The sequence below is a fragment of the Aromatoleum anaerobium genome, assembly GCF_012910705.2.
Taxonomy (GTDB): Bacteria; Pseudomonadota; Gammaproteobacteria; order Burkholderiales; family Rhodocyclaceae; genus Aromatoleum; species Aromatoleum anaerobium.
The window spans coordinates 96,801-119,348 of sequence record NZ_WTVG02000035.1 but is presented as its reverse complement, the minus strand read 5'-3'; the positions used below and the strand labels follow the sequence as shown (position 1 = coordinate 119,348).

Here is a 22,548-nt window from a genome sequence, read left to right as displayed (position 1 = left end):
GATATCGCCGTGCAGATCGTCTGTCTCGACCTCGAAGGTGTGCTGGTCCCCGAAATCTGGATCGAATTCGCCGAGCGTACCGGCATCCCCGAGCTGCGTCGCACGACCCGCGACGAGCCGGACTACGATACGCTGATGAAGTACCGGCTGAACATTCTCGCCGAGCGCAAGCTCGGCCTGCCGGACATCCAGGAAGTCATCTCCAGCATGGGGCCGATGGCCGGCGCGCGCGAGTTCCTCGACGAACTGCGCGAGCGCTACCAGGTCGTGATCCTGTCCGACACGTTCCAGGAATTCGCCAAGCCGCTGATGAAGCAGCTCGGCTGGCCGACGCTGCTGTGCCATCGCCTCGAAGCCGATGCGAACGGCGTGCTCGTGAACTACCACCTGCGCATGCCGGACCAGAAGCGCGAGGCAGTCAAGCGCTTCAAGGAGCTGAACCTGACGGTGGTCGCGGCCGGCGACTCGTACAACGACACCGCGATGCTCGGCGAGGCGCACGGCGGCATCCTGTTCCATCCGCCGGAAAACGTCATCCGCGAATTCCCGCAGTTCCCGGTGACGCGCAACTACGCCGAGCTGCGCCGCGAGATCGACAAGGCTTTCGCCCGCGTCGCCTGACCGGAAGCTGCCATGCACCGCGACCGCCGTTTCACGCTGTCCGCGTCCTGCCCCGACCGCGTCGGCCTCGTCGCGCGGGTGTCGGGCTTCATTGCCGAGCATCGCGGCTGGATCCTCGAGACTTCGCTGCACGCCGAGCCTCCTGCCGACGGCGAGGCGCTCGGGCGCTACTTCATGCGCATCGAGATCAGGGCCTCGTCGCTGCCGTTTCACCTCGCCGAGTTCCGCGAGCGTTTCCGCCCGCTCGCCGACGAGCTCGAGATGGATTGGACGATCACCGATTCGGCGGTCAAGAAGCGCGTCGTCGTGCTGGTGTCGAAGCAGGAGCACTGCCTCTACGACCTGCTCGCGCGCTGGCAGTCGAAAGAGCTGGACATCGAGATCCCCTGCGTGATCTCGAATCACGACACGTTCCGCGGCCTCGTCGAGTGGCACGGCATCCCGTTCCACCACGTGCCGGTGAACGCCGACAACAAGGCGCAGGCCTACGCCGAAGTGGGGCGCATCTTCGAGGAAGTGCGCGGCGAGACGATGGTGCTCGCGCGCTACATGCAGGTGCTGTCGCCGCAGCTGTGCGCGGCGTACGCCGGGCGCATTATCAACATCCACCACAGTTTCCTGCCGAGCTTCGTCGGCGCGAAACCGTACCACCAGGCGTGGGCGAAAGGCGTCAAGCTGATCGGCGCAACCTGCCACTACGTGACTGCGGACCTCGACCAGGGGCCGATCATCGACCAGGACGTGATCCGCATCGACCATTCCGATTCGGTCGAGGACATGGTCCGCTACGGCAAGGACATCGAAAAGATGGTCCTTGCGCGCGGCCTGCGCTACCACCTCGAGGGCCGTGTGCTGGTGCATCGCAACAAGACGATCGTGTTCCGCTGACCGCTGACCGCTGACCGCTGACCACTGACCACTGACCACTGACCACTGACCACTGACCGCCAGCGGGCCGCCGTGAGGCTCGCGCGGTGCGCCGCCGTGGCGTAGCATTGCGCCATACATGGGTGGGTCGTCCTGTGGTCTGGAATGCGCTCGCGCGGTGCGCCGCCGTGGCGTAGCATTGCGCCCCTTTCCCGACCGGCTGCATCCGCTTATGGGCAAGACCTCCGCACGGGCCTGCGGCGTCGATTTCGGCACCTCCAACTCCACGGTCGGCTGGCTGCGGCCCAGCGTCCCGGCGCCGCTCGAACTCGAGGGCGACAAGCGGACGCTGCCGTCCGCGGTGTTCTTCAATGCCGACGAGGAGACGACGTGCTATGGCCGCGCCGCGCTCGCCGAATACCTCGAAGGCTACGAAGGCCGCCTGATGCGCTCGCTGAAGAGCCTTCTGGGCAGCAGCCTGATGGACGGCCAGACCGAAGTGCACGGGCGCGCGTTGCCGTTCCGCGATCTCCTCGCGAGCTTCATCGGCGAACTGAAGGCGCGCGCCGAAGCGGCAGCGGGACGAAGCTTCACGCAGGCCGTGTTCGGCCGGCCGGTGCATTTCGTCGACGACGACGAGCGCGCCGACCGCAAGGCGCAGGACACACTCGAGGCGATCGCACAGCAGGCGGGTTTTCGCGACGTCAGCTTCCAGTTCGAGCCGATCGGCGCGGCGCTGCACTACGAGACCGGCCTCGCGCGCGAGGAGCTGGTGTTGATCGCCGACATCGGCGGGGGCACCGCGGACTTCTCGCTCGTGCGGCTGTCGCCGGCGCGCGCCGGCCGCGACGATCGCCGCGAGGATCTGCTCGGCAATGCCGGTGTGCACGTTGGGGGCACCGATTTCGACCGCGCGCTGAGCCTGGAATGTGTGATGCCGCTGCTCGGCTATCGTGGCCGGATGAAGAACGGCGCTGAAGTGCCGTCGAGCCTGTTCTTCCAGCTCGCGACCTGGCACACGATCAATTTCGCCTACACGCGGCAGGCGTGGGCCGGCCTGCAGCACATCTACCGCGATGCGAGCGCACGCACGGAACTCGATCGCCTGTCGCGGCTCGTCAGTCGGCGCGAAGGGCACTGGCTCGCGCTGCAGGTCGAGCAGGCGAAGATCGAGCTGTCGCAGGCGCCGGCCACGGCGCTGCAGCTCGACCGGCTCGAAGCCGGGCTCGTGCACGAGATCGGCCGCGAAGCTTTCGCCCGCGCGACGATGGCGCTCGTCGAGCGAGTCGCAGCGGCGGTGGCGGGGCTGCTGACCGATGCGGGGGTCGCGCGCGAGCGTGTCGATACGATCTATTTCACGGGCGGCGCGAGCGGCGTCGCGCAGCTGCGCGCGCGCATCGCGGCTGAGCTGCCTGCCGCGCGCAGCGTCGAAGGGGACCTTTACGGCAGCATCGGCAGCGGGCTCGCGGTCGAGGCCGCACGCCGCTACGGGTGAGCGGCGGGGGTCCGGACCCGCAAAAGCAAAAAGCCCGGCAATGCCGGGCTTTGGCTCGTTGCGCAGGCCGTGCGGTTTAGCGGACGGCTGCGCGCGAGATCGAATCGAGAATCAGAGCGGGCGGATGTTGCCTGCCTGCTTGCCCTTCGGGCCCGACGTCTCGTCGTACTGAACTTTCTGACCTTCGGTCAGGCTCTTGAAGCCCGAGCCCTGGATCGCGGAGAAGTGTGCGAACAGATCTTCGCCGCCGTTGTCCGGGGTGATGAAACCGAAGCCCTTGGAGTCATTGAACCACTTAACAGTACCAGTTGCCATTTCGAAAAATCCCAAATCAAAGTTAATGAAGGGCGTTTGCCCGGAAGTGCGGCAATCGAGATCGGGGAAAGACGAACTGAGTACCCAAAGGCCGTCGAGCACGAAAAACCACGCGATTGCAGATGCGCACGCGCAGTCTGGTGAAAAACGGACGCGCGGTCAAGGGGTGAAATGGATTGTCACGCTCATCCCGGGGTTTTATAGGGGATTGCCAGTATGTTCAGTGGCAATGTCATACTGTTCAGGCGGTAATTCTGCGGCGCATGAAGCTTTTTTCGGCGGCCGCCTGCGCCCCCGAAAGTTGCCGCGCCGAACGTCGCCGGTGGCAGAATCCGCCCACTCCGGATTCACGATGGTGCAGGGCGGCATGAGTTCCCAATTCAGACTGATGAGCGAACGGCGCTTCCTGCCGTTTTTCATCACGCAGTTTCTCGGCGCGTACAACGACAACCTGTACAAGAACGCCCTGGTCGTGCTGATGACGTTCGAAGCTGCGCGTTTCACGACGATTGCGCCGGGCGTGCTGGTGAACCTCGCTGCCGGGATTTTCATCCTGCCGTTCTTCCTGTTCTCGGCAACAGCGGGCCAATGCGCCGACAAGTTCGAGAAAAGCCGGCTCATCCGCTGGACGAAGCTGCTCGAAATCCTCGTCATGGCGCTCGCGGCGCTGGCGTTTGCGCTCGACTCGCTGGCGCTGATGCTCGGCGCGCTGTTCCTGATGGGCGCGCAGTCGGCACTGTTCGGGCCGGTGAAATACGCGATCCTGCCGGTGCATCTGCGCGAGGACGAACTGGTCGGCGGCAACGCGCTCGTCGAGGCGGGCGCGTTCGTCGCGATCCTCGTCGGGACGATCGCCGGCGGAGTGACGATCAGCCTCCCGGGCGGCGCGCTGTGGGTGTCGGTCGCGGCGCTGTCGGTCGCAGTGCTCGGCTACGCCGCGAGCAGGGCGATCCCGACCGCGCCGGCCGCCGATCCCGGGCTGCGCATCAACTGGAACCCGCTGAGCGAAACCTGGCGCAACATCCGTTTCACCCGCGGCGACCGTACCGTGTTCCTCGCGGTGCTCGCAATCTCGTGGTTCTGGTTCTACGGCGCGCTGCTGCTGTCGCAGTTCCCCGGCTATGCGAAGGACGTGCTCGGCGGCGACGAGCACGCGGTGACGCTGCTGCTCGCGGTGTTTTCGGTCGGTATCGGCATCGGTTCGCTGATGTGCGAGCGGCTCTCGGGCAAGCACCTCGAGCCGGGCCTCGTGCCTTTCGGCTCGATCGGCCTGAGCCTGTTCGCGTTCGACCTGTGGTGGGCGAGCCCGGCGCTCGCGACAGGCAGTGCGCCGCTGCCGCTGGGCGCGGTGCTCGCCGATGCGGCGACGTGGCGAGTGCTGGTCGATCTGCTGCTGATCGCCGTGTTCGGCGGTTTCTTCATCGTGCCGCTCTACACGCTCGTCCAGGCCCGTTCCGCGGCCGCTCACCGCTCGCGCGTCATCGCCGGCCTCAACATCCTCAATGCGCTGTTCATGGTCGTCGCCGCCGGCATGGGCGCGGGGCTGCTCGCGGCCGGCCTGTCGGTGCCGCAGCTGATTCTCGTCGGGGCGCTGCTCAACGCGGCGGCGGGACTTTTTCTCTGCGTCCGGGCGCCGGAGTTCCCGCGGCGCTTCACCGCCTGGCTGCGCGGCGCGACCGCCGATCGTCCCGGCGATGCCCGTTGACGGCCCTGCGGCTCAGTCCCGCAGCAGGAAGTTCTCGAGCGCCGCAGCGACCTGCTCCGGCTGGTCGTGCTGGAGATTGTGCCCGGCGTCGGTCACGGTGGTGACCCGCACGTCGGTGAAACACGCGAGCCGCTGCCGGTAGTCGTCCGAATCCGCGGGGAACCGGTCGACGACGTAGCCCTCCTCCGAGACCAGCAGCAGCACCGGCGCCGTGATCGCGCGCCAGCAGGCCAGCGTGTCGTCGAGGCGGTACGGCGCAGGCGCGGCGGTCTTGTGCCAGGGGTCGCAAGCCATTTCGACCTGTCCGTCAGGCAGTACGCGGCTGACGTTGCGCGCGAGGAACGCGGCACGATCTTCCGTCAGCCGCGGGTTGGCCTGCTGCAGGCGCCGCGCCAGCGCGTCGTGATCCGCGTAGCGCCGCAACTGCGGGTCGGCCAGCACGGCGTCGAGCCACTGGTCGAGGCGCTTCGGCGCGTCGTCGGCGCTGCCGTCCTTGAGGCCGAGAACGTCGAGTATCGCCACCTGCGACACGCGTTGCGGCCGCGCCCCCGAATACACGCCGGCGATGTTGCCGCCCATGCTGTGGCCGACGAGGCGCGCCGGGCGGTGCGGCGAATAATGGGCGAGCAGGGCGTCGAGATCGGCGTAGTAATCGGGAAACCAGTACGGCCTGCGCAGCCACTCGCTCGCGCCGTAACCCCGCCAGTCGGGCGCGATGACGTGCCAGTCCTGCGCGAGTGCGCCGACGACAAACTGGAACGTCGCCGAGTTGTCCATCCAGCCATGCAGGAAGAACACCGGTGGCGCGTCCGCAGCGCCCCAGTGCCGGACGTTGTAGCGCAGTCCGCGGACATCGAGCTGCTCGCATCGGGATTCGGGATTCGGTTTCATGACGGCAATGGTAGCAGCGCGCGGGCCGGGACTGGGGCGGGCCGGCGCGCTGCAGCGAGCGCCCTCAGGCGAGAGCGACTTCCCGTGCCGTCAGCGAATAGCGGAAAGTCGCCGGGTCGAGGCTGTCGAAGCGCGTTTCGCCGCTTTCGCCCTGCGGGTACATCAGGTACGGCGCCTGCGGTCCGCTGCTGCCCGGCAGGCGCACATCGTGGGCGACGTTGTAGCCGAGCCAGTTCATCTCCCACGCGCCGAACAACACGCGGCGCGCGGTTGCGACTTTCGGGTCGTCGAGCGCGAGGCCGCCCGGCGGTTCCTCGAGCACGACCTTGCGCACGTCCGCCGGATCGACCGGCACCCAGCCGAACTGCTCGAGCCAGACTTCGGCACGACAATGCTGTGCTTTCGAGACGTCGCCGCTCTTGCCGAGGCTTTTGTAGCCGAAACGCGAGTCGGCGACGCGCACGCCGTACACGTCGCGTGCCGGCAGGCCCGCGGCGCGCGCGAGCCCGACATACAGGGCGTTCAGATCCGCACACTTGCCGGAAAGATCGCGGCTTTCGAGCATCGTGCGGATGTCGCCGAGGCCGCAGCCGCGGGTCTTTGGGTTGCGGAACGTGTTGTCGACGATCCACTCGTAAATTGCCCGTGCGCGCTCCTCGTCGCTGGTTGCGCCGCGCACGATCGACTCTGCCGTGTCGCGCACGACGCCGTCGGTCGGAATCAGCGCGGTGGGGCGGGTGTATAACGCCCGTTCGGCCGCCGGCAACTCGCGTGCGGGCCCCGGGCGGGTGAAGTCGACGGCCCGGTCGCAGGTCGCGAAGCGGCTGACGACTTCGAGCAGCGGGCTCGCGGCGCCCGGCGCCCATTCGGCCTGCAGCATCGCGGCGCCGTAGTCCGCTTCGGTGACGACGCGCATCGTGTCGGCATTGCCCCGCCACAGGTTGCCCATCGGGCGTATCCATTGGGGATCGTCGATGGACGGCAACGGCACCCAGACGCGCGTCGGGTCGCCGCTCGCGGCGGGCTCGATGCGGCTCGTCAATTCGAAAACGCGCCAGCCGTTGGCGGGGTGGGGCGCGAAAGGCTGCGCTGTCGCGGAGTCGGCGGCGCGGCTCCAGGCCGGGAGCGCGAGGCTGGCGGCGAGGGCGGAGGTTTTGAGGAAATTCCTGCGGTCCATGACAATCGTCCTGATCAGTGTGGTGTGGGGTCGTTCGGGGGCGCCACGAGCGTCATGACGCGCTCGCGCACGGCGGGGTCGTTCCAGTCGAGTTCGCCGCGTATGCGGTGGCGGGGCCGGTGGGAGGCGTCGAGGAGAAACGTCGTCGGGAGGAAGCGCACGTCCCAGGCGCGGGCGATGACCTGTTCGGGGTCGGCGACGACGAGCGGGTCGAGGCCGCGCGCGGCGAAGAATCGGCGCACGTCGCCCTCGCGGTCGGCGACCGCGACGGTGAGCAGCGCGAGGCCCGCTTCGGCAGCGTCGAGGCGCACCAGCGCGGGCATTTCGGCGCGGCACGGCTCGCACCAGGTCGCCCAGAAATTGACGAGTACCGCCCGGTTTCGCAGCGGTTCCAGCGCCGCCTGCAGCACCGCGGGGCGTGCATCGCGCGGATCCACCGCCACCGCTTCGAAGCGGCCGGGCGCGCCCGTGCCGCGAGTTGCGGCGACGAGCGTCGTCGGCGCAGCAGCAAGCGCCGCGAAGCTCGCGAGCGACGCCAGCGTGCGCCTGCGCAAGGCGCGACTGATGTCGGACATTGTCGTGTCCCGATTCCTGTCAGCCGCCCCGGCGCGGAAGCCGCCGGGGCTTAAATTGAGCGTGCGCGTTCGCAACACCCGTCGAAGAGAGCGGTACACAGACCGCCATTTTCCGGCCGATGAGCGACAACGCCCGGCCGGGCCGCGCATTATCGCTGCTGCGGCCGGATTTCAGAACCGCTCAGTGGCAGAACTTTCGGGGGGCGCCTTGCGGCGAGGGGAGCGGCGGCGTCAGCGACGCAGCGGGATCGGCGTTGCCCGGTCGACCGCCACGGCGGTGACGCTGTTCTTCGGGCTGCCTTCGATGAGCTTGTCGGAGTAGGTGAGATAAACCAGGACGTTGCGGCGCACATCGACCATGCGCACGACCTGCAGCCGCTTGAACAGCACCGACAGGCGCTCGGAGAATACTTCCTCCTGCTGCGGCAGCGGTTCGCGTGTGCGGATCGGGCCGACCTGGCGGCACGCGATCGACGCTTCCGCGAGGTCTTCCGCAAGACCGACCGCCCCCGACAATCCGCCGGTCTTCGCGCGCGACACGTAGCACGTCACGCCCTCGACACGCGGGTCGTCGTACGCTTCGACGACGACCTTGTGGTTCGGGCCGATCAGCTTCCACACCGTCGATACTTCGCCGACCGATTCCGCCCGTAGCGGCAGCGGCACGGCCGCGAGCAGGGCAAGGAGGGCGGCGAGGCGGCGGGCGCGCAGGGCGGGGCGGGGACGGGAAGATCTCATGGGCTGCGGTCCTGTGGGGAAAAGTGAGGTTTTCGGGTCATTCGTCATTCGTCATTGGTCATTCATCATTCGTCGAGCGACGTGCGACGCGTCCGTTGCCGCTTGCGTTCGCCCTGCGTCCGTTTCGCTTCGAGACGCCGGATCTTCGCGGCCCTGGTCGGGCGCGTCGCGACCCGCGCGAGCGGTTTTTCATGGCCGGGCGCCCTGGGACGGCGCCCGGTTGTGCCGGTCCCCGCTCCAAGACCCGCCCGGTTGGCCTTACGACGCGTGCAGCGACTGCAGGATCGCGGCGCCCAACGCCGCCGGCGATTGCGCGCCCGACACCGCGAGCTTGCGGTTGAAGATGAAGAACGGAACGGCGGTGATGCCCTGCTGCTGGATCTGGCGCGCCATTCGCCTGACCGCTGCCGCATCGTCGTCGCTTTCGAGATAGGCGAGGACGGTTTCGCGCTCGTCTCCGGCCGCGGCGGCGATATCGGCGAGCGTGGCGTTGTCGCCGAGGTCGCGACCCTCCTGGAAATGGGCAGCGAACAACGCGTGGCCGAGCGCGTTGACATGTTCCTGGGTGTGGCCGAGCGATTGCGCCCGGTAAGTCAGGCGATGTGCGTTCAGCGTGTCCGGACGGGTCGCGATGCGATCGAAAGCGAAAGTCACGCCATCGGGCGCGCCGGCTTCGACGATCCGGGCCAGGACTTCGTCGGCCTTGCGCCGCCCGCCGAACTTTGCGTCGAGAAACGGCCGATAAGGCACCCCGGCCGCCGGCGTGTCCGGGTCGAGGAAGAACGGCAGCCGGTTCACGCGTATTTCTTCGAGGTCGGCCACGCCGTGGCGGACTTCCTCGATGGCCTGGCGCAGGCGTTCGTTGCCGATGAAGCACCACGGGCAGACGAAGTCGGAAACGAAATCGATGTCGAGAATCATGGAGGTTTTCTGTCGATTGGACCGTACCGGACGGCCGGAGAGCTCAGCGCGTTTCGGGGACGTCCGGGAGCCAGCGCGCTTCCCAGCTTGCCACATCCGGCAAGTGGCGGGACAGGGTGTTCTGCAGGTGACTTTCGGCCAGATCGAGCAGGGCGAGGATTTCCGCGTCGGGCGCTTCGGGCAGCACCGGGACCAACCGCACGATCAGCGCGCCGGCGCGCTGTCCGCCGCGCCCGGGAAAGCCGGCACCCTTGACCCTCAGTTCGCGCGTCGTCGCCCGCCCGGGTTCGAGCTTCAGGTGGCGAACGCCGTCCGGCAGCGGAATCGGCAGTTCTCCGCCGAGCAGCATCCTGAACGCGCTGACCGGGCGGCTCAGTATCAGGTCGCGACCGTCGAGCCGGTACAGCGCGTGCGGCGCCAGGACGACCCGCAGGACGAGGTCTCCCGCCTGGCCGCCGGCGCGATCGCAGACTTCGCCGGCCCCGGCGACCCGCAGTTCGTCGCCGTCGAGCACGCCGGCCGGAATCCGGACACGGAGCGTCCGCGCTGCGCGCGCCTGCCCGCTGCCGTGACAGACCGCGCAGGCCTGCCTGCTCAGATAGCCACGGCCCCCGCAATCGTCGCAGCGGGCGAGACTCCTGCCATGGCGAACACGCCCCGAGCCGTGGCAGGTGGCGCACAGCCGGGTATGGCGCAGCACTTCCTCGCCGCTGCCGCCACAGGCGTCGCACGGAATTTCATCGGCGATCATGAACGCTTTCTCGCCGCCGGCGAACGCTTCCTCCACGCTCAGCACGAGATCCTCGCGACGGTCGGCTCCGCGCGGCGTGGCTTCGGGAGGCTCGTCGGGCGGGGCATCGCCGGCCTCCGCGTCGTGGCGCGCCGCTGCCGGCGTCCGGCCGCGCGAATGTCTGGCGAGAAGGTCTTCGTAGGCGGCGCGCAGGCGCTTGAAATGCTCGATCGCGGCCGGATCGGCATTGCGGTCGGGATGCCAGCGCATGGCGAGGCGGCGAAAAGCGTGCTTGATCTCGCGTTCCCCGGCGCCCGGGGCCAGGCCTAGGAGGCTATGGGGGTCGGTGCGCGACATTACACGCGAAAAAAGAGTTCATCGTCAGGGTTCCGGCGCAGCAAAGTGGGACAGGGTAACGCCTGACTCGCGCTCCGTCGAATCCCGCTGCGCGCGAGCGATCGACGCCTTTGTCCCGGCGCCGGCCGGCTCCGACGCGGGCCCCTTGGTGATCGGCGGCACGGGCTGGCACAATCGGTCCCGCGGATACTTTCATCCCGGTAAGCGAATCCTGCCAGAAACGACGGAGAGTGCGCCGCCTGCGGGTCGGCACGAACGAAGACATGCCCGGAACCCTGATCATCATCACTGCGCCCTCGGGTGCAGGCAAAACGACTCTCGTCAGCGGTCTGCTCGAACGCGATCCGCAGGTGAATATGTCGGTGTCCTACACGACGCGCGATCCGCGCCCCGGCGAGCGCGACGGATGCGAATACCACTTCGTCGATGTCGCGACGTTTCGCGCGCTGCGCGATCGCGGCGAGTTCCTCGAATGGGCCGAAGTGCATGGAAACTACTACGCTACTTCGAAGGTCTGGTTGAAGCAGCAGATCGCGACCGGGCGCGACATCCTGCTCGAAATCGACTGGCAGGGCGCGCAGCAGGTGCGCAAGAGCTTTCCCGACGCCGTCGGCGTGTTCATCCTGCCACCGTCGCTCGAAGAGCTGGAAGCCCGCCTGCGCGGGCGCGGCACCGACAGCGACGACGTGATCATGCGGCGGCTGCTCGGGGCGCGCGGCGAGATGCGTCATGTCGGGGAATTCGACTACGTTATACTCAACAACGACTTGCAGTGTGCGATCGACGACCTCGTCGCGGTCGTGCGGGCTTCGCGCCTGCGTTATGCAAACCAGCACGCGCGACATCTGCAGTATTTCGATTTTCTTGAACAGGACTGAACCATGGCTCGCATCACGATCGAAGATTGTCTGAAAAGGATCCCCAACCGCTTCCAGCTCACGCTCGCTGCGACCTACCGCGCGCGCCAGATCACGATCGGCTCGACGCCTCAGGTCGAGCTTGAAAAGGGCGACAAGGACAAGCCGACCGTGATCGCGCTGCGCGAAATCGCGGCCGGAAAAGTCGGTCTGGAAGTCCTCAATCGCGGGCAGGCCTGACCCCTGCGGGGGGAGGGAACAGCCGATGGACGCTGCAGCGATTCCCGCTCCGGGCCCTTTCGGTTCGCCGTCCGGCCCCCCCGTGTCGTCGGATTTCGTCGCGCTCCGGAAGAAGCTCGGGACCTATCTGCGGCCTGAGGATATCGAGAAGGTCGAGGCTGCCTACCACTTCTCGGCGAGCGCCCACGAGGGTCAGCTGCGCATCAGCGGCGACCCGTACATTTCGCATCCGGTCGCCGTCGCCGACATCGTCGCCGACTGGCACCTCGACGCCCAGGCGCTGATCGCGGCCCTCCTTCACGATGTGATGGAGGATACGCACATCTCGAAGCAGGAGATCGCCGACCGCTTCGGCCGTACCGCTGCCGAGCTCGTCGACGGCCTGTCCAAGCTCGACAAGATCGAGTTCCGCTCGCACGAGGAAGCGCAGGCGGAAAACTTCCGCAAGATGCTGCTGGCGATGGCGAGCGACCTGCGCGTGATCCTCATCAAGCTCGCCGACCGCCTGCACAACATGCGCACGCTGCAGTGCGTGCGCTCCGCCAAGCGGCGCCGCATCGCCAGCGAGACGCTCGAAATCTACGCGCCGATCGCGAACCGGCTCGGCCTGAACAATCTTTACCGCGAACTGCAGGAACTCGCGTTCGAGCACAAGTACCCGCTGCGCTACCGCGTGCTGTCGCGCGCGATCAAGGCGGCGCGCGGCAACCGCCGCGAGGTCGTCGGCAAGGTGCTGCAGGGCATGGAGGAGCGCCTGCCGCAGTGGGGCATCGCAGCCGAAGTGCAGGGCCGCGAGAAGCATTTGTTCGGGATTTACCGCAAGATGGCCGAAAAGCGGCTGTCGTTTTCGCAGGTGCTCGACATCTACGGCTTTCGCGTCATCGTGCGCGACGTGCCCAGCTGCTACCTCGCGATCGGCGCGCTGCATTCGCTGTACAAGCCGGTGCCGGGCAAGTTCAAGGACTACCTGGCGATCCCGAAGGCGAACGGCTACCAGTCGCTGCACACGACGCTGATCGGGCCGTTCGGCACGCCGGTCGAAGTGCAGGTGCGCACCGCCGAGATGCATCACATCGCCGAGACCGGTGTCGCGTCGCACTGGCTGTACAAGGAAGACGAGAAGACGCTGACCGAACTGCAGCAGAAGACGCACTCGTGGCTGCAGTCGCTGCTCGAACTGCAGTCGGCCTCGGGCGGTGCGACCGAGTTCCTCGAACACGTCAAGATCGATCTGTTCCCCGGCGAGGTGTACGTCTTCACGCCGCAGGGCAAGATTTTGTCGTTGCCGAAAGGCTCGACGCCGGTCGATTTCGCCTACGCGGTGCATACCGACATCGGCAACCGCTGCGTCGCCTGCCGCGTCAACGGCGACTTGATGCCGCTGCGCACCGAACTGCACAACGGCGACCAGATCGAGATCATCACCGCCGCGCACGCCAATCCCAATCCAGCCTGGCTCGCGTACGTGCGTACCGGCAAGGCGCGCGCGCAGATCCGTCACTTCCTCAAGGGCGCGCAGCAGGAAGAATCGGTCGCCCTCGGCGAGCGGCTGTTGAACCAGGCGCTGCGCCCGCACGGGCTGACGCTGGGCCAGATCAGCACGTTCGCGTGGGAGCGCTTCCTGCGCGACCGCAGCATGCGCAGCAAAAAGGAAGTCTTTACCGACATCGGGCTCGGCCGGCGCCTGCCGGTCATCGTCGCGCGGCGCGTCGCGCAGGCGCAGGACCTCGAATCGGGCCGGCCGGACGTCATCAAGCCCAAGCCCGCGGGCGCGATCCTGATCCGCGGCAGCGAGGGCATTGCGGTGCAGCTCGCGCGCTGCTGCCAGCCGATCCCCGGCGACCCGATCATCGGCATGATCCGCAAGGGCCAGGGCCTGGAAGTCCACCTGCACGATTGCGCGGTGGTGGCGAAGCTGCGCAGCGACCGCGGACGCTGGGTCGACGTCGAGTGGGAGGCGGGTGAAGACCGCCTGTTCGATGTCACGATCCGCGTGCTGACGCGCAACACCCGCGGCGTCCTCGCCAAGGTCGCGAGCGCGATCTCGGAGGAGGACTGCAACATCCAGAACGTCAGCATGGACAACGAGCAGGGCATCTACACCGCGATCAACCTCGTGCTGCAGGTCCGCGACCGGATGCATCTGGCGAAAGTCATGCGCGGCGTGCGCCGGGTGCAGGAAGTCGTGCGGATCGGGCGGCTCAAGGGTGACGTGCGCAGCTGACCGGGCGGCGAGGCGGTGCGATGCGGCCGGCCCCATCGATCGCGATTGGCGCATTCGGGACGCTCGCCTACAATTGCCGATCTTTCCGGGAGCAATGCATGGCGATCTACGAATCCGAACACACCCAATTCATGCGCGAGTGGCTGGCGAAGCATCCGCAGGAAATCGAGGAGCAGCGCAAGGGCCGGGCGCTGTGGTGGGACAAGCCGCAGGACGTCGTCGCGCAGGCGCGCCTCGACCAGTCGAAAGTGCCGGTCAAGCCCTATTATTACGATATCAACCACTGACGCGCGCCGCCCGCGCTGCGGCACGCAACGCCTGATTGTGGAGCGGGTCGGATGCACGAACGTGTCCGACCGATGCCCCCATGTCGCTTCCTGATTCGCTGGTCCTGATCGACGTCGAGACGACGGGCGCGAACCCCGTCTCCGACCGCGTCACCGAGATTGCCGTGCTGCGCATCGAGCGCGGTGAAATCGTCGCGCGCTGGGAGAGCCTCGTCAACCCGCAGCGCCCGATCCCGTCGCTGATCCAGCGTCTGGTCGGCATCACCGACGAGATGGTCGCGGCCGCTCCGACGTTCGCCGAACTCGCCGACCGCGTGCGCGGGCATCTCGACGGGGCAGTGTTCGTCGCCCACAACGCGCGCTTCGATTACGGCTTCATCCGCAACGAGTTCTCCCGCCTCGGCCAGCAGTTCGAGGCGTCGGTGCTGTGCACCGTCAAGCTTTCCCGCGCGCTGTACCCCGAACACCATCGTCATGGACTGGACGCGCTGATCGAGCGCCACGGTTTCACGTGCGGCGCGCGCCATCGCGCGATGGGAGATACCGACGTGCTGTGGCAGTTTGCGCGCCTGGTCTCCGGATCCTTTTCCGCCGACGTGCTCGCGCGCGCGTGCGAGCGGGCGATGAAGCTGCCGGCCCGGCCGCCCGGACTGCCCGAAGGGGCGCTCGAGGGCGTGCCGGACGCGCCGGGCGTGTATTCGTTCTTCGGCGACAGCGACCGGCTGCTGTACATCGGGCGCAGCGCGAGCCTGCGGGCGCGCGTCATGGAACATTTTTCGGCGGGCGGCGGCGGCAGCCGGGAGGCGGGATTGGCGCGCCAGGTGCGCCGCGTGGAATGGGAGGAAACTGCCGGCGAGTTTGCCGCGTCGCTGCGTGAAGCCGAGCTGCTCAGGGCGCGCCGGCCGCTTCATGCCCGGCCGGCGGTCGGCGGCGAAGAGGTGTTCGGCCTGCGCCTCGTGCCGCAGCGCAAGCGCGCGCCGATCTTCGAGCGCGTGCCGCTGCACGCGACCGATCCAGCGGCCTGGGAAGCGGTCCATGGCACTTTTCGCACCCGCAAGGAGGCCGACAGCCTGCTGCGGGAACTCGCCCAGCTTTACCAGCTGTGTCCGCGCCGTCTCGGTCTCGAGGGCGGCAGCGGCCCCTGCGGCGCGCACGAGGCAAGGCGTTGCGCCGGTGTGTGCGCCGGCAAGGAGAGCATCGCCGCGCACGATGCGCGCCTTGCGGGCGCGCTCGGGGCGGTGACGCTGCGGGCGTGGCCGTGGGCCGGGGCGGTCGTCGTCGAGGAGCGCTGTGCGCATTCGGGGCGCGAGGCTTTCCATCTCGTTGACCACTGGTGTCATCTTGGCAGCGCGGACAGCGCCGAGGCGCTCGCGGCGCTGCTCGGCAACGTGCCCGCGCGCCGCTTCGACCTCGATACTTACCGCATGCTGGTGCGCTGGTTCGCTGCCGAGGCGAATCTGGCCACCGTGCGACCGATCGAAAATCCCGGCTGAGCCAGGCCTGGGGCTCCCGGCCGGGCGGCCTCGGGGGTCAGGCGGCGATCGATTGCAGGCTGCGCAGGTCGGTGAGGGTGATCGACCGCCGGCCGCGCGGCACGATGATGCCGTCGCGGGTGAGCCGGTTGAGGACGCGCGAGAACGTTTCCGGCGTCAGGTTGAGTTGCGAGGCGATCGTCTGCTTGTCGCACGACAGGCGCACTTCGACGTTCTGCGCGCTGCAGTCGGCATGCTGCACGAGGTAATGAGCGACGCGCTGGGTCGAACTGCGCTGGATGCATTGCTCCATCCCTTCGACGAGTTCGCCCATTCGTTGCGACAGCCGCGCCATCAGCGCCTGCGTCAGCGACGGGTGCGCGGCCATCGCGGTCTGCAGCGCCGGGCGCTGCAGATGCAGCACCACGCTGTCGCGCGTTGCCTGGGCCGCGAGCGTCTGCGGTGTGTCGGACAGGATGTTCTCCTCGCAGAACGAGTCGCCTTGGCCTGCCAGGCGCACGATCTTCTCGGCGCCCGCACTGGAGATCAGGAATAATTTGACTTCGCCCTCGATGACCGCGTACATGCCGGCCGGACGCGCGCCGCGGTGCATCAGCATTTCGCCGCGCGACGCACGGCAGACCCGCACGCCTCGCGAGAGGCGCTGCAGCGTTGCCGCATCGAGGCTGCTGAAGGGTTCAAGACAGGAAAGTGACTGGAACGCCGGGGTCTGGATAGCGGTCGCCATATTGTCGTGCTCCTTCGAGATGCTCGTGTTCAGGGATGCAGGCCGCAGTCTAGACGCTCCACGTGACGATCGACCCGCCGCGGGTCGGGCAGGCAAACGGAAGATACCTCCTTGGAGGTAGAGAGAAATAAATGCAAGCCATTGATGTAAATGGTTTATACGGAATAATGGTAGCGATCGCCAGCAACTGCGGGGAAAAGGGGGTATGGGTGTGAACAGTGCCGGCAATGCGGATGTCTTTGTCGGCATCAGGGTCATGGATGGTGTGCGCGCCTCGCTCGCCGGTCGCGCGACGCAGCTCCTGCTGGTGCTGGCGTTCGTCGCCGTGGCGTTCATCAGCCTGGTCGGAATCGGCGCCTCGGTGGTCATCGTCGAAACCGTCCAGGGCAGCGGCAGCGCGGTCAACGCGGCGGGCGGCCTGCGCCGTCTTGCTCATCGCGCAGCCAGCGTCGCGCTCGCCGCAGCCCTCGATGGCCGCACCGGACATGCCGAAGTCGCAGCGGCGATCGGTGCGTTCGAGGCCGGGCTGGGCCATGCGACGCTGGAGAAGGTGCTCGAACGCGAACCGGGCAGCCTCTTCGCCTCGGTCTACCGCGGCATCCACACGGACTGGTATGTGAAGCTCAGGCCGCGCCTGCTCGGGGCGCCGGAGCTCGCGAGCGAAAGTCCGGACGCGTTGTTCTACGAGCACCTGCTCGCCGACGTCGACGCCTTCACGGCGCAGATCGACGCGCTGGTGGCGGTGCTCGAGCAGGAAACCGAGACCGGCATCGAGCAGCTGCGCATGACGCTTGCGGTCGCGCTCGGGATGGTGATGGTCGTCATGGTCGCGGCGCTTTGCGTCATCCGCCAGCGCGTGTTCATGCCGCTGACCGAGCTGCGCGACTGCGCCGCACGCATCGCCGGCGGCGATTTCCGCGCCCGCAGCCGCTACACCGGGCGCGACGAACTCGGCCGCGTGGGTTCGGCGTTCAACGCGATGGCCGACGAGCTGTCGACCGTCTATCGCGACCTCGAGCAGCGGGTGGAGCAGAAGACCGCGGACCTGATGCGCAGCAACCGCGCGCTGGAGCTGCTGTACCACGTCATCGCGCGTCTCTATCACGCTCCGGCCTCGCCCGAGACGTATGCCGAGACGCTCAAGGATCTCGAGCAGGTGCTCGGGCTCAAGGGCAGCTTCGTGTGCGTGCAGCCCAAGCATGGCGGGGTCGCGACCGTCCTGTCGACGACGATGGGGGACTGTCCGGTCCGCTCGCGCAGCGAGGAGGAGTGCACCCATTGCCCCGGGCGGACGATGCCGTGGAGCTATCGCCGCGAAGGCGACCTCGATGTGTTCCTGGTGCCGCTGCGCGATGCCGACCACCTCTACGGCATGATGCGGCTCGCGCTGCCGCCGGGCGAGCGGCTGCGCGCGTGGCAGCACACGCTGGTCGAGGCGGTGTCCCGCCACATGGGGATTGCGCTGGGGATTTCGCACCAGAGCGAGCGCGAGCGCCTCCTCGCGCTGCAGGAGGAGCGCTCGATCATCGCGCGCGAACTGCACGACTCGCTGGCGCAGTCGCTGTCGTACATGAAGATCCAGGCGAGCCTGCTGGCGTCGGCGCTGCAGCGGCCCGAACGCCGCGACGACGCGTCCGACATCCTTGCCGACATGAAAGGCGGCATCAACGCCGCGTACCGGCAGCTGCGCGAGCTGCTGTCCACCTTCCGCCTGCAGATGGAGGGGGATTTCGCCCGCCTGCTCGGCAGCACCGTCGAGGAGTACGCTGGCCGCAGCGGCATGCCGATCGAGCTGGAGATCCGCCTCGGCGTGTGCCATCTGAACCCGAACCAGGAAATCCACGTGCTGCACATCATCCGCGAGGCGCTGTCGAACGCGACGCGCCATGCCCGCGCGAGTTCGATCCGCGTCGGGCTGTTCGGCCATCCGGATGGAGTCCGGGTGATCATCGAGGACGACGGCAAGGGCATCCGCCCGGCCGCTGCCACCGAGCCGCACCATTACGGGCTGGCGATCATGGGCGAGCGGGCGCGGGGGCTCGGCGGGGTGCTCGAGATCGTGCCCCGTCCCGACGGCGGCACGCGCGTCAGCGTGCGCTTCGACCCGGTCGCCCGGCACGAGGCTTCGTCACCCGCACCGACTCCCGAGGCGCAATGAACGACAGGAACGACACTCACCAGTCGGTCGTCATCATCGACGACCACCCGCTGTTCCGCAAAGGACTGATCCAGCTGCTGCGCACCGTGCCCGGTTTCCGCCTGGTCGCCGAAGCGGCCGACGGCAAGGAAGGCATCGCACACATCCTGCATCTGCGCCCCGACCTGCTGCTGCTCGACCTGAACATGAGGGACATGTCCGGGCTCGAGGTGCTGAAGTTCGTGCGCCAGGCCGATCTGGACACGCGCGTCGTGATGGTCACGGTCTCGGATGCTGCCGAGGACCTCGTCGCGGCGCTGCGCGCGGGCGCCGACGGCTACCTGCTCAAGGACATGGAGCCGGAGCAGATGGTCGAGGCGCTGCAGGCCGCGGCAGCGGGACGCATCGTCGTGTCCGAAGCGCTGACCCACCTGATGGCGGCGGCGCTGCGGCGGGAAAAACGCCCCGACAGCGTCACCGATGCAGGCCTCACCGAGCAGGAGCAGCGCATCCTCGAGCGCATCGCGGCCGGCCTGTCGAACAAGCTGATCGCCCGCGAGCTGGGCATCGCCGAAGGCACCGTCAAGGTGCACGTCAAGCACGTGCTGCGCAAGCTCAACTTCCGTTCGCGGGTCGAAGCGGCCGTTTGGGCGGTCGCGAACCAGCGCGGCGAGCGCTGAATGCCGATCGCTCGCGCCCTCCCGGTCGCACGTCGCGCAGCGATCTCCGGCCGGCCCCCTCATTTTTCCAGGCCGTGGTCTATGTTGAAGTCAGATTGACGGCTGAGGACGCGACTCGTTCAGAAGCTTCGCCCTCTGCAAGCGGGGCTTCCTGGCAGGGAGCGTTTTTCGCGGAGGAACCGGACCATGTTGAAACGCAAGCTACTCATCACTACCCTGATCGGCGCTGGCCTGATCGGTACGATGGCGTTCGGCGAGTACCAGGCTTCGCGCAGGGCCAATACTTCCGCGCTGCTGACGACGATCGGCGTGCCGTTTTGTGCGCCGCAACGCAGCGGACCCCAATACAAGAACAAGACCTTCTTCCGGCTCGCCATGGCGCAAGCAGACGACGGCCGTAAGCCGGCGCGAACCGAAGTCGGTCCGTTCAGCAGAGCGATCCCGGATGCGGAGTCGATCGCCCAAGCAGATGCCAACCCGCTGCTCATGGACAACCTGGGTACCCTGCACTACCCGATCACGACTTCCAAGCCCACTGCGCAGCAGTTCTTCGACCAGGGCCTGCGTCTTGCCTACGCCTTCAACCACGGCGAGGCGCTGCGCGCTTTTCGCAAGGCGCGCACGCTCGATCCCGAATGCGCGATGTGCTACTGGGGTGAAGCGCTCGTGCTGGGCCCCAACATCAACGCTCCGATGGACCCCGCTGCTGTCGCGCCTGCCTTCGACGCGGTGAACAAGGCGCACGGGCTCTCGGCCAGGGCGAGCGCGAAGGAACGCGCCCTGATCGAAGCGCTGACGGCACGCTACGCGCGGGATCCGCAGGCAGACCGCGCGACGCTCGACGCGGCGTATGCCGACGCGATGCAGCGGGTCGCGGAGCGTTATCCCGACGACGACCAGATCACGCTGACCTACGCCGAAGCCCTGATGGATCGGCAGCCTTGGGACTACTGGGAAGCCGGCGGCTTTCGAGCCAAGGGGCGCGCGGCCGAGATCGTCGGCCTGCTGGAGAAAGTGCTGCGCAAGACGCCGGATCATCCGGGCGCGATTCACTACTACATCCATCTCACCGAGAGTTCCAGCGATCCTGCGCGCGCCGTGCCCTACGCGCAACGTCTCGGCCGGCTGATGCCGGGCGCCGGACATGTCGTGCATATGCCGTTCCACACTTTCTTCCGTGTCGGCATGTACAAGGAGGCGATCGAGGCGAACCGGCAGGCCGTGCGTGCCGACGAGACCTACATCGCCCGTTCGGCACCGGTCGGCATCTATCCGCAGGCTTACTATCCGCACAACATTCACTCGCTGATGGTGTCCGCACAAATGGCCGGCGATGGCGCCACCGCCATCGAGTCCGCCGCCAAGCTGAGCCGGATCGTCTCCGATGCGGCGGCCAGGAACATCCCCTGGGTGCAGCCGATCATGGCCGCGCCCTATTTCGCCCACGCGCAGTTCAGTGACGCGAAGACAATTCTCGGCCTGCCCGATCCGGCGGACTTCCCCTATGTGCAGGCGATGTGGCACTACGCACGCGGCGTGGGCCTGGCCGGCGCCGGTGACGTGAGCGCGGCGCAGGCCGAAGCCGATGCGATCGTCCGCCTCGGGCAGCAAAACGACTTTGCCGATCTGGTCGCCGGCGGCGTGCCCGCGAAGGACGTGCTGCGCCTCGCCGAACAGGTGCTGCGTGCGCGCATCGCCCAGGCGAACCGGGACCCGATGCGCGCCGTCCGTCATTTTGAAGCGGCGGTCGCGCTGGAAGATGGGCTGGCCTACACCGAGCCACCCTATTGGTACTATCCGACGCGCCAGTCCCTCGGGGCGGCACTGCTGCTCGCCGGCGACCTGGACAATGCGGAGAACGTGCTGCGTTCGAGCCTGGCACGCGCGCCCAACAACGGCTGGGCGCTGTTCGGCTTGATGCGGCTTTACGAGCAGCGCGGCGATGCGCCGGGTGCCCGGGTTGTCAGAGGCATGCTGGACAAGGCGTGGATCGGCGACCCCCGTACCCTGGAACTTTCACGCCTGTGAGGGGCTGCGCTCGAGCGCTGTCGTGATGGGGGGGCAGATGCCGGCCGCGGCGAAACCGCAGTGAGCGAGTTCCGGCGATCCTGAAGCGCGGTTTCGCTTCCCGTGGCGAAACCGCGCTGTTCGACCTTCAAGCAGCCTCCCGGAGCGCTCCGCTCTGTGGTTAAATCCACGCCCATGCTTTATGCCGCCGATCTCGCCTGTCTGAAGGGTGACCGCCTGTTGTTCCGTGGCCTCTCCCTGCAGGTGGCGCCCGGTGCCATGCTTCGGATCGCCGGCCCGAACGGCTTCGGCAAAACCAGCCTGCTGCGCATCCTGTGCGGGCTCGCGCATCCCGAAGCGGGCGAGATCCGCTGGAACGGCCGGCCGATCACGGGCGACCGCGAATCCTTTCATCGCACGCTGCTCTATCTCGGCCATGCGCCGGCCCTGAACGACCTGCTCACGCCGCTCGAAAACCTGCGCTTCGCGTGTGCCGCGGCGGGCGACGACGTCGACGAGGACGCTTGCGTCGACGCGCTCGTGCGCATCGGCCTCGCCGACCAGCTCGATCTGCCGGCGCGCGTGCTGTCGCAGGGCCAGCGCCGGCGCGTCGGGCTGGCGCGGCTTTTTCTCGGCATCCGCCGCAGCCTGTGGGTGCTCGACGAACCGTTCACCGCGCTCGACGCCGCAGCGGTCGCCGATCTCGCAACGACGCTGTCGGACCACTGCGCCGCGGGCGGCGTCGTGATCCTGACGACACATCAGGACGCTCCTTTTGCCGTGCCGCCGACGGTGCTCGATCTCTCCGAGGTGGCTGCTTGAGCCGTACGCTGGGTCCGTTTGCCGCAGTGCTGCGCCGCGATCTGCTGCTCGCATGGCGAGGCCGGGCCGACGTGCTGGTCACGCTCGCGTTCTTCGTCGTCGTGGTGTGCCTGTTTCCGTTCGGCGTCGGCGCCGAAACCAACCAGCTGCGTTCGATCGCGCCCGGCGTGCTGTGGGTCGCGGCGCTGCTCGCGACGCTGCTGTCGCTGCACCGCCTGTTCGCGCAGGATCACGCCGACGGCACGCTGGAACAGCTGCTGCTGTCACCGGAGCCGACCGTGCTGTGGGTCGTCGCCAAGGTTGTCGCGCACTGGATCGCCACCGGCCTGCCGCTCGTGCTCGTCGCGCCTGCGCTGGCCCTGCTATTTGACGTGGAGCAAGGAGCGCTCGGGGTCCTCGTCCTATCGTTGGCGCTCGGCACCCCGATCCTGGCCCTGCTCGGTGCAGTCGGCGCGGCCTTGACGCTCGGGCTGCGCGGCGGCGGCATGCTGCTCGCGCTGCTGGTCCTGCCGCTGTTCGTTCCGGTGCTCATTTTCGGTGCCGGCGCGGTAGATTCCCACCTTTCCGGCACTGGGGCGGACGCCCATATCCTGCTGCTCGGTGGCGGGCTGCTCGGGGCGCTGGCGCTGGCGCCGGTCGCATGCGCAGCGGCGCTCAGAATCGCAGTCGAATGATGAAAGAG

22 protein-coding genes are annotated in these 22,548 nt (G+C 67.7%); 14 read left to right on the top strand and 8 right to left on the bottom strand.

The genetic code is table 11. The features are described from left to right. The first annotated feature begins 9 nt into the window (after positions 1-9). From thrH to GO606_RS03710, 3 genes are all read left to right on the top strand, one after another. Positions 10-621, top strand: a complete 612-nt coding sequence (gene thrH, locus GO606_RS03720) for a bifunctional phosphoserine phosphatase/homoserine phosphotransferase ThrH (protein ID WP_169118872.1) — start codon at positions 10-12, stop codon at positions 619-621. A gap of 12 nt (positions 622-633) precedes the next feature. Continuing rightward, positions 634-1,509: a formyltetrahydrofolate deformylase gene (gene purU, locus GO606_RS03715; RefSeq protein ID WP_169118873.1), complete on the top strand. Its 876-nt coding sequence runs from the start codon at positions 634-636 to the stop codon at positions 1,507-1,509. A 211-nt stretch (positions 1,510-1,720) separates the two neighbouring features. Next, complete coding sequence (locus GO606_RS03710; RefSeq protein ID WP_169118874.1) at positions 1,721-2,983, top strand: Hsp70 family protein; 1,263 nt, start codon at positions 1,721-1,723, stop codon at positions 2,981-2,983. A 111-nt stretch (positions 2,984-3,094) separates the two neighbouring features. Here the strand turns inward: GO606_RS03710 and GO606_RS03705 are convergent, their stop codons facing one another. After that, positions 3,095-3,298, bottom strand: a complete 204-nt coding sequence (locus tag GO606_RS03705) for a cold-shock protein (protein WP_011237778.1) — start codon at positions 3,296-3,298, stop codon at positions 3,095-3,097. Positions 3,299-3,665: 367 nt separating this feature from the next. Between GO606_RS03705 and GO606_RS03700 the strand changes: the two genes are divergently transcribed. Then, on the top strand, positions 3,666-5,003 hold the full coding sequence (locus GO606_RS03700; RefSeq protein ID WP_246979339.1) for an MFS transporter: 1,338 nt from the start codon (positions 3,666-3,668) through the stop codon (positions 5,001-5,003). Positions 5,004-5,015: 12 nt separating this feature from the next. Here GO606_RS03700 and GO606_RS03695 read toward each other — a convergent pair whose 3' ends face one another. The 6 genes from GO606_RS03695 to GO606_RS03670 form a co-directional block, all read right to left on the bottom strand. Then, on the bottom strand, positions 5,016-5,894 hold the full coding sequence (locus GO606_RS03695) for an alpha/beta fold hydrolase (RefSeq protein ID WP_168954350.1): 879 nt from the start codon (positions 5,892-5,894) through the stop codon (positions 5,016-5,018). A gap of 64 nt (positions 5,895-5,958) precedes the next feature. Continuing rightward, positions 5,959-7,071, bottom strand: coding sequence for a transglutaminase-like domain-containing protein (locus tag GO606_RS03690; protein WP_169118875.1), 1,113 nt, complete (start codon positions 7,069-7,071; stop codon positions 5,959-5,961). A gap of 14 nt (positions 7,072-7,085) precedes the next feature. Then, complete coding sequence (locus GO606_RS03685) at positions 7,086-7,646, bottom strand: TlpA family protein disulfide reductase (protein WP_169118876.1); 561 nt, start codon at positions 7,644-7,646, stop codon at positions 7,086-7,088. Between the two features lie 231 nt (positions 7,647-7,877). Continuing rightward, positions 7,878-8,384, bottom strand: a complete 507-nt coding sequence (locus tag GO606_RS03680) for a CreA family protein (RefSeq protein ID WP_169118877.1) — start codon at positions 8,382-8,384, stop codon at positions 7,878-7,880. 258 nt (positions 8,385-8,642) lie between these two features. After that, a complete protein-coding gene (locus GO606_RS03675) occupies positions 8,643-9,305 on the bottom strand; it encodes a DsbA family oxidoreductase (protein WP_169118878.1) in 663 nt (220 codons plus the stop codon). A 43-nt stretch (positions 9,306-9,348) separates the two neighbouring features. Continuing rightward, a complete protein-coding gene (locus GO606_RS03670; protein WP_169118879.1) occupies positions 9,349-10,392 on the bottom strand; it encodes a DnaJ C-terminal domain-containing protein in 1,044 nt (347 codons plus the stop codon). Between the two features lie 263 nt (positions 10,393-10,655). Between GO606_RS03670 and gmk the strand changes: the two genes are divergently transcribed. The 5 genes from gmk to GO606_RS03645 all read left to right on the top strand — a co-directional run bounded on the left by gmk (position 10,656) and on the right by GO606_RS03645 (position 15,493). Then, entirely contained in the window at positions 10,656-11,270 is a 615-nt protein-coding gene (gmk, locus tag GO606_RS03665) for a guanylate kinase (protein ID WP_169118880.1), read from the top strand. A 3-nt stretch (positions 11,271-11,273) separates the two neighbouring features. Then, positions 11,274-11,489 (top strand): DNA-directed RNA polymerase subunit omega, encoded by a 216-nt coding sequence (gene rpoZ / locus GO606_RS03660; protein ID WP_169118881.1) that lies wholly within the window; start codon positions 11,274-11,276, stop codon positions 11,487-11,489. A 25-nt stretch (positions 11,490-11,514) separates the two neighbouring features. After that, positions 11,515-13,713 (top strand): RelA/SpoT family protein, encoded by a 2,199-nt coding sequence (locus tag GO606_RS03655; protein ID WP_169118882.1) that lies wholly within the window; start codon positions 11,515-11,517, stop codon positions 13,711-13,713. A 98-nt stretch (positions 13,714-13,811) separates the two neighbouring features. Further along, the gene (locus tag GO606_RS03650; protein ID WP_169118883.1) at positions 13,812-14,000 is read left to right on the top strand and encodes a DUF3460 family protein; all 189 of its coding nucleotides are present in this window, start codon (positions 13,812-13,814) and stop codon (positions 13,998-14,000) included. 80 nt (positions 14,001-14,080) lie between these two features. Continuing rightward, entirely contained in the window at positions 14,081-15,493 is a 1,413-nt protein-coding gene (locus tag GO606_RS03645; RefSeq protein ID WP_169118884.1) for an exonuclease domain-containing protein, read from the top strand. Between the two features lie 37 nt (positions 15,494-15,530). Here GO606_RS03645 and GO606_RS03640 read toward each other — a convergent pair whose 3' ends face one another. Continuing rightward, a complete protein-coding gene (locus GO606_RS03640; RefSeq protein ID WP_169118885.1) occupies positions 15,531-16,220 on the bottom strand; it encodes a Crp/Fnr family transcriptional regulator in 690 nt (229 codons plus the stop codon). A gap of 205 nt (positions 16,221-16,425) precedes the next feature. Between GO606_RS03640 and GO606_RS03635 the strand changes: the two genes are divergently transcribed. The 5 genes from GO606_RS03635 to ccmB all read left to right on the top strand — a co-directional run bounded on the left by GO606_RS03635 (position 16,426) and on the right by ccmB (position 22,540). After that, positions 16,426-18,378 (top strand): histidine kinase, encoded by a 1,953-nt coding sequence (locus GO606_RS03635; protein ID WP_211166661.1) that lies wholly within the window; start codon positions 16,426-16,428, stop codon positions 18,376-18,378. Beyond that, complete coding sequence (narL, locus tag GO606_RS03630) at positions 18,375-19,037, top strand: two-component system response regulator NarL (protein ID WP_169118886.1); 663 nt, start codon at positions 18,375-18,377, stop codon at positions 19,035-19,037. The genes GO606_RS03635 and narL overlap by 4 nt, the downstream gene beginning before the upstream one ends. Before the next feature lie 186 nt (positions 19,038-19,223). Next, positions 19,224-21,065, top strand: a complete 1,842-nt coding sequence (locus GO606_RS03625) for a tetratricopeptide repeat protein (protein WP_169118887.1) — start codon at positions 19,224-19,226, stop codon at positions 21,063-21,065. 174 nt (positions 21,066-21,239) lie between these two features. Further along, complete coding sequence (gene ccmA / locus GO606_RS03620; protein WP_169118897.1) at positions 21,240-21,866, top strand: cytochrome c biogenesis heme-transporting ATPase CcmA; 627 nt, start codon at positions 21,240-21,242, stop codon at positions 21,864-21,866. Next, positions 21,863-22,540 carry a heme exporter protein CcmB gene (gene ccmB / locus GO606_RS03615; RefSeq protein WP_169118888.1) on the top strand — a complete coding sequence of 226 codons (678 nt, stop codon included), beginning with the start codon at positions 21,863-21,865 and terminating at the stop codon, positions 22,538-22,540. The genes ccmA and ccmB overlap by 4 nt, the downstream gene beginning before the upstream one ends. Positions 22,541-22,548 lie beyond the last annotated feature (8 nt).

What these genes read in the sequence shown, in the direction of transcription:
- narL (WP_169118886.1), top strand. Translation starts at nt 18,375, where the DNA reads ATGAACGACAGGAACGACACTCACCAGTCGGTCGTCATCATCGACGAC.
- purU (WP_169118873.1), top strand. Translation starts at nt 634, where the DNA reads ATGCACCGCGACCGCCGTTTCACGCTGTCCGCGTCCTGCCCCGACCGC.
- GO606_RS03645 (WP_169118884.1), top strand. Translation starts at nt 14,081, where the DNA reads ATGTCGCTTCCTGATTCGCTGGTCCTGATCGACGTCGAGACGACGGGC.
- GO606_RS03680 (WP_169118877.1), bottom strand. Translation starts at nt 8,384, where the DNA reads ATGAGATCTTCCCGTCCCCGCCCCGCCCTGCGCGCCCGCCGCCTCGCC.
- GO606_RS03650 (WP_169118883.1), top strand. Translation starts at nt 13,812, where the DNA reads ATGGCGATCTACGAATCCGAACACACCCAATTCATGCGCGAGTGGCTG.
- GO606_RS03705 (WP_011237778.1), bottom strand. Translation starts at nt 3,298, where the DNA reads ATGGCAACTGGTACTGTTAAGTGGTTCAATGACTCCAAGGGCTTCGGT.
- GO606_RS03670 (WP_169118879.1), bottom strand. Translation starts at nt 10,392, where the DNA reads ATGTCGCGCACCGACCCCCATAGCCTCCTAGGCCTGGCCCCGGGCGCC.
- GO606_RS03700 (WP_246979339.1), top strand. Translation starts at nt 3,666, where the DNA reads ATGAGTTCCCAATTCAGACTGATGAGCGAACGGCGCTTCCTGCCGTTT.
- GO606_RS03710 (WP_169118874.1), top strand. Translation starts at nt 1,721, where the DNA reads ATGGGCAAGACCTCCGCACGGGCCTGCGGCGTCGATTTCGGCACCTCC.
- rpoZ (WP_169118881.1), top strand. Translation starts at nt 11,274, where the DNA reads ATGGCTCGCATCACGATCGAAGATTGTCTGAAAAGGATCCCCAACCGC.
- gmk (WP_169118880.1), top strand. Translation starts at nt 10,656, where the DNA reads ATGCCCGGAACCCTGATCATCATCACTGCGCCCTCGGGTGCAGGCAAA.
- GO606_RS03695 (WP_168954350.1), bottom strand. Translation starts at nt 5,894, where the DNA reads ATGAAACCGAATCCCGAATCCCGATGCGAGCAGCTCGATGTCCGCGGA.
- GO606_RS03690 (WP_169118875.1), bottom strand. Translation starts at nt 7,071, where the DNA reads ATGGACCGCAGGAATTTCCTCAAAACCTCCGCCCTCGCCGCCAGCCTC.
- GO606_RS03655 (WP_169118882.1), top strand. Translation starts at nt 11,515, where the DNA reads ATGGACGCTGCAGCGATTCCCGCTCCGGGCCCTTTCGGTTCGCCGTCC.
- GO606_RS03675 (WP_169118878.1), bottom strand. Translation starts at nt 9,305, where the DNA reads ATGATTCTCGACATCGATTTCGTTTCCGACTTCGTCTGCCCGTGGTGC.
- GO606_RS03625 (WP_169118887.1), top strand. Translation starts at nt 19,224, where the DNA reads ATGTTGAAACGCAAGCTACTCATCACTACCCTGATCGGCGCTGGCCTG.
- ccmA (WP_169118897.1), top strand. Translation starts at nt 21,240, where the DNA reads ATGCTTTATGCCGCCGATCTCGCCTGTCTGAAGGGTGACCGCCTGTTG.
- GO606_RS03685 (WP_169118876.1), bottom strand. Translation starts at nt 7,646, where the DNA reads ATGTCCGACATCAGTCGCGCCTTGCGCAGGCGCACGCTGGCGTCGCTC.
- GO606_RS03640 (WP_169118885.1), bottom strand. Translation starts at nt 16,220, where the DNA reads ATGGCGACCGCTATCCAGACCCCGGCGTTCCAGTCACTTTCCTGTCTT.
- GO606_RS03635 (WP_211166661.1), top strand. Translation starts at nt 16,426, where the DNA reads ATGGGTGTGAACAGTGCCGGCAATGCGGATGTCTTTGTCGGCATCAGG.